This is a genomic window from Catenulispora yoronensis (assembly GCF_039531695.1).
In the GTDB taxonomy this organism is placed as follows: domain Bacteria; phylum Actinomycetota; class Actinomycetes; order Streptomycetales; family Catenulisporaceae; genus Catenulispora; species Catenulispora yoronensis.
The window spans coordinates 119,966-136,030 of sequence record NZ_BAAAQN010000019.1; the positions used below are offsets into that span (position 1 = coordinate 119,966).

Here is a 16,065-nt window from a genome sequence, read left to right on the forward strand (position 1 = left end):
CTCTCACCCGGCCCGTCGCCGGCCCGTCGCCGCTCAGTTGCCGCCGGCCACCCGCAGCACGGCACCGGTGGTGAAGCTCGCCTCGTCGCTGAGCAGCCAGGCGATGGCCGCCGCGATCTCCTCCGGCTCGCCGGCCCGCCCGAGCGGCAGCAGCGCGCCGCGCTTCGCGGCCCGCTCCGGGTCGCCCATGTCGGCGTGGATCCGGGTCCGGGTGATCCCGGCCTGGACCGAGTTCACGCGGATCCCGACCGGGCCGAGCTCCTGCGCCAGGCCGACGGTGATCGAGTCGACCGCCGCCTTCGCCCCGGCGTAGTGCACGTACTCGTTCGGCGATCCGCGGGTGGCCGCGCCGGAGGAGACGTTGACGATCGCGCCGCCGCCCCGCTTGCCCATCTCCTGCGCCGCGCGCCGGCAGCACAGCAGGTAGCCGACCACGTTGACGTCCACCACCCGGCGGATGTCCGCGGCGTCGGCGTCGACGAGCTTGGTCAGCGGCCCGGTCAGGCCGGCGTTGTTCACCAGCCCGGTGAGCCCGCCGAGTTCGGCGAGCGTGGTGTCGAACAATCGTTCGACGTCGGCCTCGTCGGAGGTGTCCATGCGGACCGCCACGCAGCGTCGTCCGAGGTCACGGACCTCGGCGGCGGTGGCCTCGGCGGCCGCCGCGTCGCTGAGATAGCTGAAGGCGATGTCGTGGCCGTCCCGGGCCAGGCGCAGCGCGGTGGCGCGGCCGATGCCCCGGCCGCCGCCGGTGATGAGGGTGACGCGGGATTCCATAGCGTCACGCTAGCGGGTTGCCTGTGGAACAGTTTCTCTTGATGACTGACACGCACATGGCCGCCTCGGCGTCCGGCCCCATCGAGTCCGGGGCCGAACCCGAGGACCGGAGCACGCCGCGACCTGCCGTTCCCGCCGGACAGACAGGTCGCGGCAGCAGATGGCGGCGCACCCTCCGCCGGCCCGGGACCTGGATCCCGCTGGCTCTGCTCGGGATCTACCTGGTGCTCTGGACGCTGGTACTGGCCCGCCCGACGTTCCTGACCTCCTTCGACCTCTGGGTGCGCGACCGCGTCCAGGACTCCGCGCACGCCGACCTCGACGGCGCGCACCGCTGGCGGCTGATCAAGCACACCGCGGACCTCGGCGGCAGCGTCGCCGTGCCCGGCGGGTCCGGGCACATCCAGCTGGGGATGGTGCTGCTGGGAGTGGTGGCCCTGCTGGCGGCGGCGGTGCGCCGCAGCTGGCGGCCGGTGGCCGCGGCGGCCGCCGGCTACGCGGCACTGGGCGTGGTCCTGGTGTTGAAGGCGGTCGGCAACCGCCCCGGCCCGAGCATGGCCGGGCAGGTGTTCAGCGACGGACTGGGCTACTTCCCGTCCGGGCACACCGGCACCACGATGCTGTGTTACGGCACGTCCGCACTGATCCTGGCCTTCGTCTTCACCGGGCGACCGCTGCGCCTGCTCATCGCCGCCGGCATGACGCTGCTGGCGCTGGCGGTGGGATCGGCCCTGGTGTGGATGGACTACCACTGGCTGTCCGACGTGCTGGGGTCCTACGCGCTGGGCGGTGCCGCGTTGTTCGTCGTGGCGCGGATCCTCGGCTTCCGGATCGGCGTCAGCCGCTCGACCGACCGGTAGGGGCCGATGTGCCCAGAAAACCCGGCGCTCCGGTGGGCGCGGTGAAGTTCGGCTTGCCGTTGCTCGAATACGGCGAGGCGAACACGACCAGGTGGCAGTCCGGCACCGAGGTGTAGGCAGGGCGGGTCGGCGACGACGGTCCGGTGGTCGGGGTCTTGCCGCCGCCCTTCGACGGCACGCTGGCGAACGGCGGCGGCGGGGTCAGAATCAGGATGTTGTCGCACAGCCCGGACGGGGACGCCGTCCCGGCGGAAGCCGAGGGTGTCGGGGATGTCGGGGGCGTCGAGGGCGTCGGCTGACCGCTCGTGGCGGCCACGCTCCCGGCGGCGACCACGGCGTTGCCCGCCCCGGACGGCCCGGAGCCGCCCGAGCCGCCGGACCCGCCGACCACCACGGCCACGACGGCCGCCCCGGCCAGCACCGCCGCCGCGCCCGATCCGACCAGCACCGTCCGGCGGCGCCGCCCGGCGTTGTACACCCGGTCCAGGTCCAGCTCGGGCGGCCCGAGCCCGTTCGTCTCCTCGGCCATCGCCGTGTACAGCTCCCATTCGAAGTCGTAGTCGTGGACGAAGCCGTCGTCGTCGTGGTCGGTCACAACGCGCTCCTCCTCCGGGACGGCGGTCCGCACAGCGCGGGCACCGGGTCCGGACCCGGGCCGGTGCGCTCCCCGAGCGCTCCGGGCGGTCCGACCGCGGCCCGCAGCCGTTCCAGGCCGCGGTTGGTCTGTGATTTCACGGTGCCGACCGAGACCCCCAGCACGTCGGCGGTCTCGCGTTCGGTCAGGCCCTCCCAGTGCCGCAGCACCAGGGCCGCGCGCATACCGAAGGGCAGCGCGCGCAAGGCCCGCATCAGCGCGTCGCGGGTGGCGACCCGGTCCGCCGGGTCGGCCGCGTCCGACGCGTTCGGCGGGACGAGCCGGGGCTGGTGGTCGTCGTCGAGTTCCTGCCAGTGCACCCCTTTGCGGGAACGCCACTGCTCGTTCGCCAGGTTGACGATGATCCGCCGGATGTAGGCCTCCGGCGCGCCCATCCCCTGGATCCGCCGCCAGCGCGGGTAGGCCCGCTCCAGCGCCGACTGCACCAGGTCCTCGGCGCTCTCGCGGTGGTGCACGAGCAGGTAGGCCGTGCGGAACAGACTGCGGGCCCGCGCGGCCACGAACTCGTCGAAGCTGTAGTCCTCCCCTGCCTGCCGAACCAATGTCCCTCCCGTACTAGGCACCTGCCTAGTAGAACGGGATTCAGTGGCCGAAGGTTGAGAGCGCCAGCGAAAGCGTCCGGACGACGGTCCGGGCGCGGATCTGCTCGCGGTCGCCGTCGAGCCGCAGCTCCATCGCGACCGGGGCGAAGTCGCCGAACGCGCAGGCGATGTAGACCAGGCCGACCGGCTTGCCGTCCTGCTCGGCCGGACCGGCCACGCCGGTGGTGGCCAGGCCGAGCTCGGCACCGAACAGCCGCCGGACGCCGACCGCCATCTGCCGCGCCACCTCGGGGTCCACCGCGCCGACCCGGGCCAGCAGGTCCGGGTCCACGCCGAGCACCGAGGCCTTGGCCTCGGTGGCGTAGGCGGTGACCGAGCCGCGGAAGACCGCCGAGGCGCCGGGCACCGCGGTGATCGCGGCCGCCACCAGGCCGCCGGTCAGCGATTCGGCGACGGCCAGGGTGCGGCCCAGCGGCGTCGCGCCCTGGACCAGGGTGCGGGCGACCGCCGCGACCTGCTCGGCGTCCCCGCTCACGGCCGGACCCTGCTCACCGCGTCACCCTGCTCACTCCGTCACCCCGCGCACCGCTCGGGCCCGCTCACCGCTTCTCCCCGCCCCAGCGCAGCCGCAGGGCCCGCGCCACGTAGTCCAGCCCGGTCGCCACCGTCAGCACCAGCGCGGCGGCCATCGTGGCCACCGCGACCCAGTGCCACCAGTGGGCCGAGATCGGCAGCAGGTAGAACAGGATCGCGAAGCCCTGGAGGAAGGTCTTGAGCTTGCCGCCCTGGCTGGCGGCGATCACGCCGTACTTCAGGACCCAGAACCGCAGCAGCGTGACGCCGAGCTCGCGGACCAGTATCACGATCGTGACCCACCAGGGCAGCTCGCCGAGCGCGGACAGGATCACCAGCGCGGTGCCCATCAGGGCCTTGTCGGCGATCGGGTCGGCGATCTTGCCGAAGTCGGTGACCAGGTTGCGGGAGCGGGCGACCTGGCCGTCCAGGGTGTCGGTGATGTTGGCGATCACGAACACCACGCAGGCCGCCGAGCGCCACGCGGTGGACTGGCCGTGGTCGTGCGCCAGCAGCACGCCGAACACCGGGACCAGCAGCAGCCGGACCATGGTCAGGATGTTGGCCATGTTCCACAGCCCCGCTTTGGAAGCCTCCTGCGTCAGCGGGTCCGGGGGCGCGGGCTTCACCCGACCAAGCTTAGGGGAGTGATCGCCACGGCGTGCAGGTCGACCCCTTCGCTGCCCACCACCTTCGCGGGCACGATGGCGCCCGGCACCAGGTCCACCGCCGGAGCGCCGGGCTCCAGCGCCGGGACCAGCAGCACCGAGCCGTCGACCTCCGGGCCCTGGAACGCGGCGCGGCCCTCGGCCACCCCGTCCTGGGCCACGGATTCCACGAGCACGTCGATCCGCTCGCCGATCCGGTCCTCCGCGCGCTGCGCGGTGAGCTCCTCGGCCAGGCCGGTCAGCCGGGCCACGCGCTCGGCGATCTCGTCCTCGTCGAGCTTGTCGGCGTAGCCGGCGGCCTCGGTGCCGTCCTCGTCGGAGTACCCGAACACGCCGACGGCGTCCAGGCGGGCCTGGGACAGGAAGGTCTCCAGCTCCTCGAAGTCGGCCTCGGTCTCGCCGGGGAAGCCGACGATGAAGTTGGAGCGGACGCCGGCGTGCGGCACCCGGCCGCGGATGGTGTCCAGCAGCTCCAGGAACGGCTCGGTGCCGCCGAACCGGCGCATGCGCCGCAGCACCCCCGGCGCGGAGTGCTGGAACGACAGGTCGAAGTAGGGCACCACGCCCTCGGTGGAGGCCATCACGTCGATCAATGTCGGGCGCATCTCGGCCGGCTGCAAGTAGCTGACGCGCAGCCAGTCCACGCCGCCGATCGCGGCCAGCTCCGGCAGCAGGGTCTCCAGCAGCTTGATGTCGCCGAGGTCCTTGCCGTAGGAGGTGGAGTTCTCCGAGACCAGGACCAGCTCGCGCACGCCCTGCGAGGCCAGCCAGCGGGCCTCGTCGAGGATGTCGTGCGGGCGGCGGGAGAGGTAGGAGCCGCGGAACGCCGGGATCGCGCAGAAGGAGCAGCGGCGGTCGCAGCCCGAGGCCAGCTTCAGCGGCGCCGAGGGGCCGTCGTCGAGCCGCTTGCGCAGGACGCTGCGGTTCGGCGGGGCCACGGTGGGCAGGGTCGGGTCGTCCGGGCGCTGGTCGGTCGCGGCGGTCGCGGCGGTCGCGCCGTTCGTGCCAGTCGTGCCAGTCGCGTCGTCCGCGGTGGCGGCGGCGTGGTCGCCGTGGCCGGGGACCGCGACGCCGTCCTTGGCCGCCTGCCGGTCCACCGGGCTCAGCGGCAGCAGGGTGCGGCGGTCGCGCGGGACGTGGGAGACCGGCCGCTCGCCGTGCAGGATCGCGCCGAGCCGGCTGCTGATGTCCTGGTAGTCGTCGAAGCTCAGGACCGCGTCGGCCTCCGGCAGCGCCTCGGCGAGCTGCTGCCCGTAGCGCTCGGCCAGACACCCGACGGCGACGACGGCCTTGGGGCCGGTCCCCTCCTCCTTGGCGTCGGCGGCCGCGATCAGGGTGTCGATCGAGTCCTTCTTCGCGGCCTCGACGAACCCGCAGGTGTTCACCACCGCGATGTCCGCCCCGTTCGGGTCCTCGACCAGGTCCCAGCCGTCGGCGGCGAGCCGGCCGGCCAGTTCCTCGGAGTCCACGTCGTTGCGGGCGCAGCCCAGCGTGACCAGGGCCACAGTGCGGCGTTCGGGCGCGGAGGCGGGGGCGGACGACGGGGTGCCTGACATGGTCACCAGGCTACAACGCGAGGAATAGTTGGACTGACACAACAGTTGTGTGCTTACAATGGTTATGTAGACACAATGTTCCTGGGAGGGGCCGTGCCGGAGTTCTCCGACCGCCGTCGATTCTTGATCCTCACCATCTGCTGCATGAGCCTGCTGCTCGTCGGCATCGACAACACCGCGGTCAACATCGCCCTGCCGGCGATCCAGGCCGACCTGAACACGACGGTCTCCGGACTCCAGTGGACCATCGACTCCTACACGCTGACGCTGGCGTCGCTGCTGATCCTGGCCGGCTCGCTCGGCGACCGGTTCGGCCGCCGGCGGGTGTTCCTGACCGGGCTGTCGCTGTTCACCGCGGGATCGATCCTGTGCGCGGTCGCGCCGAGCCTGGCGACGCTGGTCGGGGCCCGGGCCGCGCAGGGCGTCGGCGGCGCCATGATGAACCCGGTGGCGATGTCGATCATCACCAACGTGTTCACCGAGGCCAAGGAGCGGGCCCGGGCGATCGGCGTCTGGTCCGCGGCGATGGGGGTGAGCATGGCGCTCGGCCCGGTGGTCGGCGGCCTGCTGCTGGGCGCCTGGAGCTGGCGGGCCATCTTCTGGCTGAACGTGCCGGTCGGGGTGGCGGCGATCGTGCTGACCCGGATCTTCGTGCCGACCTCGAAGGCGCCGACCGCGCGCCGGTTCGACCCGGTCGGGCAGATCCTGGGGATCCTTTTCCTGGCCGGCGTCACCTCCGCGATCATCGAGGCCCCGCACGTCGGGTGGCTGTCGGCCCGCACCCTCGGGGTGTTCGCCGGGGCAGCCGCGGCGGCCGTCGGCTTCGTGCGCTACGAACTGCGCCGCGAGCAGCCGCTGATCGACCCCCGGTTCTTCAGCAGCCTGCCCTTCACCGGCGCCACGCTGATGGCGGTCTCCGGGTTCGTGGCGCTGTCCGGCTTCCTGTTCATGAACACCCTGTACCTCCAGGAGGCGCTCGGCTACAGCGCGCTGAAGGCCGGCCTGCTGACGCTGCCGATCGCGGTGGCCAGCGTGCTGGCCGGGCCGCGCTCCGGACGCTACGTGGCCAACCACGGCCCCCGCGGACCGGTGATGCTGGCCGGCGCCCTGCTCGCGGTCAGCGCGCTGATGCTGACCGGGTTGTCGCCGACCACGCCGGTGGCGCTGCTGCTGGGCGCGTACGCCGTCCTGGGCGTGGGCTTCGGCGCGCTGAACCCGCCGATCACCAACACCGCGGTGTCCGGGATGCCCCGGGCCCAGGCCGGCGTGGCGGCCGCGGTGGCGTCGACGAGCCGCCAGGTCGGCCAGACCCTGGGCGTGGCGGTCATCGGCTCGGTGGTGGTGGCGCGCGCCACCGGCCCGGCCCGCACCGGGCTGCCCGCGGCGAGCCACGCGGGCTGGTGGATCCTGGTCGGCTGCGGCCTGGCAGTGCTCGTGCTCGGTATGCTCACGACCGGAACGCGAGCCGTCGCGACGGCGGCCCGCACCGCCGCCCGGCTCGCCGAGCCGACGACCGATACGGGGATTCCCGCACTCCGATGACTCAGTCCTTCCCCGCCGACGCCTACCGGGCGCACGCCGCCATGCAGAAGCTGGTGCTGAACCAGCGCGACGTGCGCACGGCCGTGGCGGAGGCGACAGGTGTCAGCTTCACGCGGGTCCGGGCGCTGCGCCGCCTGGTGCACGGGCCGCTGCGGATGAGCGAACTGGCGGCGCGTCTGGGCTGGGACAAGCCGTACACGACGATCGTGATCGACGACCTGGAGCAGCGCGGCCTGGTCACGCGGACGGTCGCTCCGGACGATCGGCGCGCGAAGCTGGTGGACCTCACCGAAGAGGGGCGCGCCATCGCGATCACCGCGATCCAGATCCTGTCCGAGCCGGCGCCCGGCCTGGCGCGGCTGACCGAGGACGAGCTGACGGTGGTGGCGAAGCTGCTGGAGAAGGCGGCCGCGGACGAGGAAGGCTAGGCCCGCACACAGACGGAGAAGGGCGGCGACCACGTGGTCGCCGCCCTTCTCCGTTCCCGCCGTTCTCGTTGCCGCCGCGTCGGTCAGCTGTTCACGGCCCCGGTCGGGTTCAGCGTCCAGTGCACGACCTGGCCCTGGCCGCCGGCCGGGCCGAGGTCCTTGCCGTTGAGGTTCATGTGGACCGCCGAGGCGTTGCCGAGGGTGACGCCCAGTTGCTTGGCGTCCTTGAAGCTCTGCGTGCCGCCGGCCGGCAGCAGGCTGTCGAAGATCACCCGGCCGTCGGCGCCGGTCACGTTGAGCCAGCTGTCGGCGCCGACGGCGGCGATGCTGACCTCGACGTCCTTCGGGACCGGCGGCGGGGCCGGAGCCGGCGGGGGCGCGACGACGGCCGGCTTGGGGGCCGGGGCCGGGAGGGCGGCGGCGTGCTTGTCACCGTCGCCGCCGACCAGCTGGACGCCGGCGAAGACCACCAGGCCCAGCAGGGCGACCAGCATCGCGGCGGTCCAGTTCGCCGACTTGGGGTGGCGCTCGATGGTGCCGGGGTCGTCCTTGCGGCCGGGCTGCGGCGGACGCAGCGAGCCGGAGCCCGGGCCGGACGTCCCGGTGCCGGTGCCCGCCGAGGCGTAGCCGTTGGTGCTGATGCGCAGCGTCGCACCCTCGGCCGCCGGACGGATCACCCGGCTCGGCACCCGGGCCGCGAAGCGGGCGGCGTTGTCCCGGGCGGCGCTGGTCGGCACCGCCGCGGAGGCCGGCCGGCTCGCGGTGCTCGCGCCCGCTGAGCCGTCCGCCGAGCCGTCCGCCGGGCCGTCCGCCGGGCCGGCTGTCGCGCCGCCTGTCGGGGACGACGATTCGGACGACGACCCGGACGACGACGCGGGCTGCGCGGTCTTGCCGGAGTCGCCGGGCTGCCCGCCGGGCTTCCCGGCGGCCTGGTCGGCCCGGGCCACGATCCGCGCCCGGGGCCGGGCCGGCAGCTCGGTCGGCACCACCGGCGGATGGGCCTCGATCAGGGGCTCGGGGTCCACGCCGACGGACTTCGCGATCGCCCGCACATGCCCGCGGGCGTAGACGTCGCCACCGCAGTGGATGAAGTCCCCGGCCTCGATCTCCCGCACCATGCCCGGCCGGATCCGGGTGGCCGCCGCCACCTCCTCGATCGACAGCCCGGCCTGCTGCCGGGCCAGGGCCAGGCGGCGGCCGAGGACCTGCGAGTCGGTCAGCCCGGACGGGAACTGCTCCCCCGCCCTGGCCGCCGCCGCGGCGTCCTGCCCGTCCGCGCCGGTCGCCGCGGCCGGGACCGCGGCTTTGTCCGGTTGCTGCTCCGGCAGCTGCCCCGGGGCCGGTTCCGCCGGCTCGGCGCCGGTGCGCGCCGCAGTTCGCGCACCGGCGCCGGCGCCGCCGGCCGCGTCCTCGGAGAACCTCTCGCCCCGCCGGCCGTCCGCCTCATCGAGCCCGACGGCCGCGCCGTCCCGCTCGTCCTCAGCCCGCTGACCGCCCATGCGACACCGCCTCGATTCACCTCACCCGTAAGCCCGCCGGACCTCCCGCCGCGCACGCCCCCGCACAGTCGGCTATGCCCGGGATCGAGGGGATTGAGGCCGCTCCGGGTGTGGATTCGCCCGTATGTCGTATTGATAGGGCGGAGCGGGCCACTGCAATCGACTTGTCGACACGACCGCGAGCCCTCGTCCGCACCGGGGCGCCGAGGCGTCAAGACCACAGAAACGCGCGAGCGCGGGACCGCGGAGGCGGGGTGCTACGCCCCGGCCTCCGCGCGGATCGAGTCCAGCATGCCTTCGAGATCGTCCGGCCGGATCAGCACGTCCCGCGCCTTGGCCCCCTCCGAGGGGCCGACCACGCCGCGGGTCTCCAGCAGGTCCATCAGGCGTCCGGCCTTCGCGAAGCCGACGCGCAGCTTGCGCTGGAGCATCGAGGTGGAGCCGAACTGCGTCGACACGATCAGCTCGGCGGCCTGCAGCAGCAGGTCCAGATCGTCGCCGATCTCCTCCTCCACCGCCTTCTTCGACGCCGCCTGGCCGGTCACGTCCTCGCGGTAGCTGGGCTTGAGCTGCTCGGTGGCGAACCGCACGACCGAGGCGATCTCGGCCTCGGAGACGTAGGCGCCCTGGAGCCGCTGGGCCTTGGAGGCGCCCATCGGCAGGAACAGCGCGTCGCCCTGGCCGACCAGCTTCTCGGCGCCGGGCTGGTCCAGGATGACCCGGGAGTCGGCCAGCGAGGAGGTGGCGAAGGCCAGCCGCGAGGGCACGTTGGCCTTGATCAGGCCGGTCACCACGTCCACCGACGGCCGCTGGGTGGCCAGCACCAGGTGGATGCCGGCCGCCCGGGCCAGCTGGGTGATGCGCACGATCGAGTCCTCGACGTCGCGCGGGGCCACCATCATCAGGTCCGCGAGCTCGTCGACGATCACCAGCAGGTACGGGTAGGGCTGGTAGACCCGCTCGGAGCCGGGCAGCGGCTTGAGCTTGCCGGACCGCACCGCGGCGTTGAAGTCGTCGACGTGCCGGAAGCCGGAGTCGGCCAGGTCGTCGTAGCGCAGGTCCATCTCCCGCACCACCCACTGCAGCGCCTCGGCCGCCTTCTTCGGGTTGGTGATGATCGGCGTGATCAGGTGCGGGATGCCCTCGTAGCTGGTCAGCTCCACCCGCTTGGGGTCCACCAGGATCAGCCGCACCTGCTCCGGGGTGGCCCGGAGCAGGATCGAGACAATCAGGGTGTTGATGCAGGTGGACTTGCCGGCGCCGGTGGCGCCGGCCACCAGCAGGTGCGGCATCCGGGTCAGGTTGGCCACGATGTGCCGGCCCTCGACGTCCTTGCCCAGGCCGACCAGCATCGGGTGGCTCTCGCCGGTGGCCTCCACCGAACGCAGCACGTCGCCCAGGGAGACGTGCTCCCGGTCGGTGTTCGGGATCTCGATGCCGATCGCCGACTTGCCCGGGATCGGCGACAGGATCCGCACGTCCGCCGAGGCCACCGCGTAGGCGATGTTCTTGGACAGCGCGGTGATCCGCTCCACCTTCACCGCCGGGCCCAGCTCCACCTCGTAGCGGGTCACCGTCGGGCCGCGGGTGAAGCCCACGACCTTGGCGTCGACGTTGAACTGCTGGAACACCTCGGCCAGCGCGGCGACCACGGCGTCGTTGACCTTCGAGCGGGTCTTGGGCGGCGCGCCGACCCGCAGCATGTCCGGCGGCGGCAGCCGGTACTCGGCGTCCGGGTCGGCGTTGGCGGTGTAGAGCTCCATCGCCGCCTGGACCGCGTCCTTGGGCGTGGCGCCGCCGGCCGGCCCGGCGGCCGCGGCGGCCGCGGCGGTCTTCTTGGTCCCGGACTTGCGGCTGCGTGGCACCGCGACCGGGATGCCGACCTGGGTCCCGTCGTCGGTGACCGGCACGAACTCCGGCGCCGCGTCCTGCTCGGCGGCCTCGTTCAGCATCGGGATGAAGATCGTGGGCTCGTTCTCGACCTCGACGGTCTTCTGCAGCCGCCGGGTGCGCACCGTGTTGTCGGACGGGTCGTCCTCGTCGGCGAGTATCCCGTAGGGGTCGTCGGCCTCGTCGGCCAGGACGTCGGGCTCCTCGCGGTCGCCGAAGATCATCCAGTGCAGGAAGCCCCCGGCGTGTCCGCGCCCGGCCCGGATCCGCTCCGGGATCCGGTAGACCGGGGTGGCGGTGATCACCAGCACCCCGAACAGCAGCAGCAGGATCAGCAGCGGCACGGCCACGAACGCCGAGACGGTGTTCACCAGCGGCGCCGAGATCAGCCAGCCGACCCACCCCCCGGCGTTGCGCATCGCGGTGGCGCCGTCGGAGGGCCGCGGCATGTGGCCGGAGATGTGGATCAGGCCGACGGCGGCGACCGTGAAGGCGCTCCAGCCGATCGACATCCGATTGGTGTCGGCGGCCTCCTCCGGCCGCCGGATGACCCGGATCGCCAGCCCGAACACCAGCAGCGGAGTGAACGCCCCCACCCGGCCGAACGCGCCGGCCACCAACGAGACGATGGCCTGCGGCACCGCGCCGGGGAACCCGTGCCACAGTGCCGCGGCCATCACTATCCCGAGGCCGATCAGCGCGAACCCGATCCCGTCCCGGCGGTGGTCCGGATGCAGCGCCTTGGCCCCCTGGGAGGCCCGGCCGGCACTGCGCACGGTAGCCCGCCGGGAGGCCGAGCCGAGCCGGCCGATGCCCTTCTCCAGCGGACCGGGGGTGCGGGCCGCCCGCGAGCGCGGGTTCTTCGGCGCCGCTTTGCCGGTGCCGGACCCGGACCCGGACGCCGAGGCCGCGGCCCCCTTGGCCGGCGTGGCGGACGACGAGGACGAGGCGGCGGCTTTGCCACGGCCCTTCTTGGCGGTGCCCCCGGAACCGCCGGTCCCCGCCGCGCCGCCGGCCTTGGACGCGGATGTGGCTGCCGTTGCCTTGCTGTTCTTGGAGGGCGTACGGGTGGCCATGATGACCAGGCTACCGGTGATGTCCCATCGACACCGCCCGCCACACGCAAGTCCCCCCGTACGCGGGCTCCGGGCCCGGATTCCCGTCCTGCGCGGCATTCAGGCTAAAGTAGTTCGGTCGGCCCCGTGTCGGTGTGGTGCATCCCCGTGATGACCGTGCCGGAACAGCGCGGGTCGATTCCAATGCTGTAGTCGATCTAGCAGGTTCGTCCGCGCCCTCATCAGGCGCGCCGGGGCAATCGAGGAGGGCCGTCGTGGCCGGTGCCAAGAAGGAAAGCAAGACAGCACGCGCATCTGTGCGCGCCGGTGCCGGCGGCGCCGGTGGCGCGCGCGTCTTCGGTGACATGAAGCGGTTCACGCCGCTGGGCGGTGGCTTCTGCTACTTCGCCAACAGCGACGGCAAGAGCCTGCACCTGAAGGTGGACTCCGAGGAGCTGTTCACCATCCTGTCCGCCATCGAGGGCGCGGACCGCGGGAAGATCGACGCCGAGGTGGCCGAGCTGGCCGCCAAGTTCGGCGCGAAGGCCCCGGCCTGGAAGACGCTCTCGGAGAAGCTGACCGCTCCGGCCGCCGACCTGGCCGAGGCCGCCGCCTGAGCCGAGCGCTCATGGTCGCGGGTGGACCTCGGTAGCCACTCGCGCCGCTCCACGTATCGCAGGCCCCCGACCCGCCCGGGTCGGGGGCCTGCGGCGTATCATGCGAAACCGCGACAGTTCGCGGCGGGCACCGGCGCCAGGGGCCTGCCCGGCATGCCCCGCGCGGGAAGACGGAGACCGGCGGAACCTTCAGGCGGGGGGTGGGATGTGGTCGGCATACCGATGAGCAGCGCGGACATGGGCCGCATCGCCTTCGAGACCTCGCCGCTGCTGAACCTGATCCGCGGGCTGGACCCGCTGGGCTCGACCCGGGCGATCCCGGCTTCGCACCGGCGCTGGCTGGCCGACGCCCGCCGGCTCATCCCGGAGCGCTCGCGCCCGGTGGTGGAGCTGCTCAGCGCCATCCCGAACTACGCCCCGGCGTTCCTGATCCCGGACGTCCCGGCCGGCGGCCGCACCCACCGCACCGTGCAGGAGGAGCTGGACGCGCTGCGCGCGGTCCGCGACGAGGACCTGCTCCAGGACTTCAAGATCTTCGACACCTGGGAGCGCCGTCCCTCCCGGGTCTACGACGCCCTGCGCGACCGCGGCGAGCAGCTGATCCCGCTGCTGACCGACGCGATGCACGCGCTGTACCGGGCCTGCGTGGCCGACGACTGGCCGGACATCCGCCGCGCCCTGGACACCGACATCGCGCGCCGGGCCCGCCGGATGGCCGCCGAGGGCCCCGGGGCCATGCTGAACGACCTGCACCCGAAGCTGAGCTGGGAGCCCGATCAGCTGTCGCTGGCGCTGTCGCGGGTCCCGGACTGGCAGTACGACCTGCGCGGCGAGGGGCTGACCTTCACGCCCTCGGTGTTCGGGCAGTACGTCGGGCTGCTGATCGTGCCCAACCGGCGCTCGGTGATGGCCTACCCGGTCCCGGAGCTGGAGGCGGCCGAGACGCTGGACGGCGCGGACACCGACGGCGACGGCCTGGCGTCGCTGATCGGCCGGGCCCGCGCGGCGGCGCTGCGCGCCATCGGCGACGATCCCACGACCGGCGAACTGGCCAACCGGCTCGGAGTGAAGGCGCCGACCGCCTCGGCCCACGCCGCGGCGCTGCGCACCGCCGGGCTGATCGTCACCGAACGCACCGGCCGCAGCGTGCGGCACCGGCTGACCGGTCTGGGCGCGGATCTGCTGGCGGCGAACCGCCGGTAGTGCGCACCGCAGCTGCGTTGGTCGGCCACGCCGAACCCGGGCCATCGGTCCCATCGGTACCGCCCCATCGGCCCCGTGCCATCGGCCTGATACCGCCGGCCCCCGGCCATCGGCCCGGAACCGGTCGCGGCGAACCGCCGGTGGTCCCCGTCCCCACTCGCGTGGGGTCCTCCCCGACGGTCCGCCCACGAGGACGTGCCTGGCCGGGCCGCGCGTCCGCCGGATTGCGGACCGCTGGTCCCGGCCACCCCCGATCGCCCCCGTGCTTTCCCCGTTCCCCCGTTTTCCCCGTTCCCCCGTTCCCCCTGTGAACCCGCCCCGGACCCCCCGTAGGTGCCTTCGCTGGGTTCCCCCGGTCAGAGCGTCGGCTCCGCCCCACGAAGGCCGTCGCTCTCCCGTCATCCATTAGAGCCGGACGCGACGACGCGGGCCATCCTTTCGATGGAGCACCGAAAGGATGGCCCGTAGGGGTATCGCCGGACGCCGGCCCGGCGGGTCAGGCGGTCAGACCTCGACCACCACCGGCAGGATCATCGGCCGGCGCCGGGTGGTGTTGGACACCCAGCGGCCCACCGCGCGCCGCACCAGCTGCTGCAGCTGGTGGGTGTCGCCGATGCCCTCGGCGGCCGCGGTCGCCAGCGCGTCCACGATCAGCGGCTTGGCCTGCTCCAGCGTCTGGTCGTCCAGGCCGAAGCCGCGGGCGGTGATCACCGGGCCGGTGACGATGCTCCCGGTGTCGGCCGAGACCGCCACGAACACCGACACGAAGCCCTCGTCGCCCAGGATCCGCCGGTCCTTCAGCGAGGCCTCGGTCACCGAGCCGACCGAGCTGCCGTCCACGTAGACGTAGCCGGCCTCGACCTTGCCGGTGATCCGCGCGACCCCTTCGACCAGGTCCACGGTGACGCCGTCCTCGGCGATCACCACCCGGTCCCGCGGCACGCCGGTCTTGATCGCCAGGTCGGCGGCGGCCCGCAGGTGGCGCCACTCGCCGTGCACCGGCATGAAGTTGCGCGGCTTGGCCAGGTTGAAGAAGTACAGCAGCTCGCCGGCCGCTGCGTGCCCGGAGACGTGCACCATGGCGTTGCCCTTGTGCACCACCGTGGCGCCCCACCGGGTGAGCCCGTTGATCACCCGGTTCACCGCGTTCTCGTTCCCCGGGATCAGCGAGGAGGCCAGGATCACGGTGTCCTCGCCGGTGATCCGGACCTGGTGGTCCCGGTTGGCCATGCGGGACAGCGCCGCCATCGGCTCGCCCTGCGAGCCGGTGCACATCAGCACCACCCGGTCGTCCGGCAGATCGTCGATCTCCTTGAGGTCGATGATCAGCTCGGCCGGCACCTTCAGGTAGCCCAGGTCCCGGGCCACCGCCATGTTGCGCACCATGGAGCGGCCGACCAACGCCACCTTGCGGCCGTGCGCCGCGGCGACGTCGCAGACCTGCTGCACCCGGTGCACGTGCGAGGCGAAGGAGGCCACGATGATCCGGCCCTTGGCCCGGCCGAACACCCGGTCCAGGACCGGGGTGATCTCCCGTTCGGAGGTGACGAAGCCCGGCACCTCGGCGTTGGTGGAGTCCGACAGCAGCAGGTCGATCCCGGACTTGCCGAGCTCGGCGATGGTCGCCAGGTCGGTCAGCCGGTTGTCCAGCGGCAGCTGGTCCATCTTGAAGTCGCCGGTGTGGAACACGGTGCCGGCCGGCGTCGTGATGGCCACCGCCATGGCGTCCGGGATGGAGTGGTTGACCGCCACGAAGCGGCAGGCGAACGGCCCGATCTGCTCCACGTCGCCCTCGGCGACCTGCAGCGAGTAGGGCCGGATCCGGTGCTCGGCCAGTTTGGCCTCGACCAGCGCCAGGGTCAGCTTGCTGCCGATCAGCGGGATGTCCCCGGACTCCTTGAGCAGGTAGGGAACCCCGCCGATGTGGTCCTCGTGGGCATGCGTCAGCACCACGCCGACCACGTCGTCCAACCGGTCCCGGATGGAGCTGAAGTCGGGCAGGATCAGATCCACGCCCGGCTGGGCCTCCTCCGGGAAGAGGACGCCGCAGTCGACGATGAGCAGTTTGCCGCCGAACTCGAAGACGGTCATGTTGCGACCGATCTCTCCGAGACCGCCGAGCGGGGTCACGCGCAGCGCACCGGCCGGCAGCGGCGGGGGTCCGGAGAGTTCCGGATGCGGATGGCTCATGCAGTTTTCCTTT

Annotated in this window: 14 protein-coding genes; 5 read left to right on the plus strand and 9 right to left on the minus strand. The window is 73.0% G+C overall.

Annotated features, from left to right (window positions below; genetic code table 11):
• Positions 1 to 33: 33 nt before the first annotated feature.
• Positions 34 to 774 carry a glucose 1-dehydrogenase gene (locus ABD481_RS17935; protein ID WP_344666817.1) on the minus strand — a complete coding sequence of 247 codons (741 nt, stop codon included), beginning with the start codon at positions 772 to 774 and terminating at the stop codon, positions 34 to 36.
• Positions 775 to 815: 41 nt separating this feature from the next.
• Between ABD481_RS17935 and ABD481_RS17940 the strand changes: the two genes are divergently transcribed.
• Positions 816 to 1,634, plus strand: coding sequence for a phosphatase PAP2 family protein (locus ABD481_RS17940; RefSeq protein WP_344666818.1), 819 nt, complete (start codon positions 816 to 818; stop codon positions 1,632 to 1,634).
• Here ABD481_RS17940 and ABD481_RS17945 read toward each other — a convergent pair.
• The 5 genes from ABD481_RS17945 to rimO all read right to left on the minus strand — a co-directional run bounded on the left by ABD481_RS17945 (position 1,612) and on the right by rimO (position 5,628).
• A complete protein-coding gene (locus tag ABD481_RS17945) occupies positions 1,612 to 2,229 on the minus strand; it encodes a hypothetical protein (protein WP_344666819.1) in 618 nt (205 codons plus the stop codon). The genes ABD481_RS17940 and ABD481_RS17945 overlap by 23 nt on opposite strands.
• Complete coding sequence (locus ABD481_RS17950; RefSeq protein WP_344666820.1) at positions 2,226 to 2,831, minus strand: SigE family RNA polymerase sigma factor; 606 nt, start codon at positions 2,829 to 2,831, stop codon at positions 2,226 to 2,228. Before ABD481_RS17950 ends, ABD481_RS17945 begins: the two co-directional genes overlap by 4 nt.
• A 40-nt stretch (positions 2,832 to 2,871) precedes the next feature.
• Positions 2,872 to 3,324 (minus strand): CinA family protein, encoded by a 453-nt coding sequence (locus ABD481_RS17955; protein WP_344666850.1) that lies wholly within the window; start codon positions 3,322 to 3,324, stop codon positions 2,872 to 2,874.
• A gap of 106 nt (positions 3,325 to 3,430) precedes the next feature.
• A complete protein-coding gene (pgsA, locus tag ABD481_RS17960; protein ID WP_344666821.1) occupies positions 3,431 to 4,033 on the minus strand; it encodes a CDP-diacylglycerol--glycerol-3-phosphate 3-phosphatidyltransferase in 603 nt (200 codons plus the stop codon).
• Positions 4,030 to 5,628, minus strand: a complete 1,599-nt coding sequence (rimO, locus tag ABD481_RS17965) for a 30S ribosomal protein S12 methylthiotransferase RimO (RefSeq protein WP_344666822.1) — start codon at positions 5,626 to 5,628, stop codon at positions 4,030 to 4,032. Before rimO ends, pgsA begins: the two co-directional genes overlap by 4 nt.
• A gap of 144 nt (positions 5,629 to 5,772) precedes the next feature.
• Here rimO and ABD481_RS17970 point away from each other — a divergent pair, with 144 nt between their 5' ends.
• Entirely contained in the window at positions 5,773 to 7,170 is a 1,398-nt protein-coding gene (locus ABD481_RS17970; protein ID WP_344666823.1) for an MFS transporter, read from the plus strand.
• Entirely contained in the window at positions 7,167 to 7,598 is a 432-nt protein-coding gene (locus ABD481_RS17975; RefSeq protein WP_344666824.1) for a MarR family winged helix-turn-helix transcriptional regulator, read from the plus strand. Before ABD481_RS17970 ends, ABD481_RS17975 begins: the two co-directional genes overlap by 4 nt.
• 83 nt (positions 7,599 to 7,681) lie before the next feature.
• Here the strand turns inward: ABD481_RS17975 and ABD481_RS17980 are convergent, their stop codons facing one another.
• Together ABD481_RS17980 and ABD481_RS17985 are read right to left on the minus strand one after the other, a co-directional pair.
• Positions 7,682 to 9,097, minus strand: coding sequence for a RodZ domain-containing protein (locus ABD481_RS17980; protein ID WP_344666825.1), 1,416 nt, complete (start codon positions 9,095 to 9,097; stop codon positions 7,682 to 7,684).
• 257 nt (positions 9,098 to 9,354) lie between these two features.
• Positions 9,355 to 12,063 (minus strand): DNA translocase FtsK, encoded by a 2,709-nt coding sequence (locus ABD481_RS17985; RefSeq protein WP_344666826.1) that lies wholly within the window; start codon positions 12,061 to 12,063, stop codon positions 9,355 to 9,357.
• A gap of 254 nt (positions 12,064 to 12,317) precedes the next feature.
• Between ABD481_RS17985 and ABD481_RS17990 the strand changes: the two genes are divergently transcribed.
• On the plus strand, positions 12,318 to 12,659 hold the full coding sequence (locus ABD481_RS17990) for a hypothetical protein (protein ID WP_344666827.1): 342 nt from the start codon (positions 12,318 to 12,320) through the stop codon (positions 12,657 to 12,659).
• 222 nt (positions 12,660 to 12,881) lie between these two features.
• Positions 12,882 to 13,862 (plus strand): DUF5937 family protein, encoded by a 981-nt coding sequence (locus ABD481_RS17995; RefSeq protein ID WP_344666828.1) that lies wholly within the window; start codon positions 12,882 to 12,884, stop codon positions 13,860 to 13,862.
• A 504-nt stretch (positions 13,863 to 14,366) separates the two neighbouring features.
• Here the strand turns inward: ABD481_RS17995 and ABD481_RS18000 are convergent.
• Positions 14,367 to 16,052 carry a ribonuclease J gene (locus ABD481_RS18000; RefSeq protein WP_344666829.1) on the minus strand — a complete coding sequence of 562 codons (1,686 nt, stop codon included), beginning with the start codon at positions 16,050 to 16,052 and terminating at the stop codon, positions 14,367 to 14,369.
• Between the last annotated feature and the right edge of the window lie 13 nt (positions 16,053 to 16,065).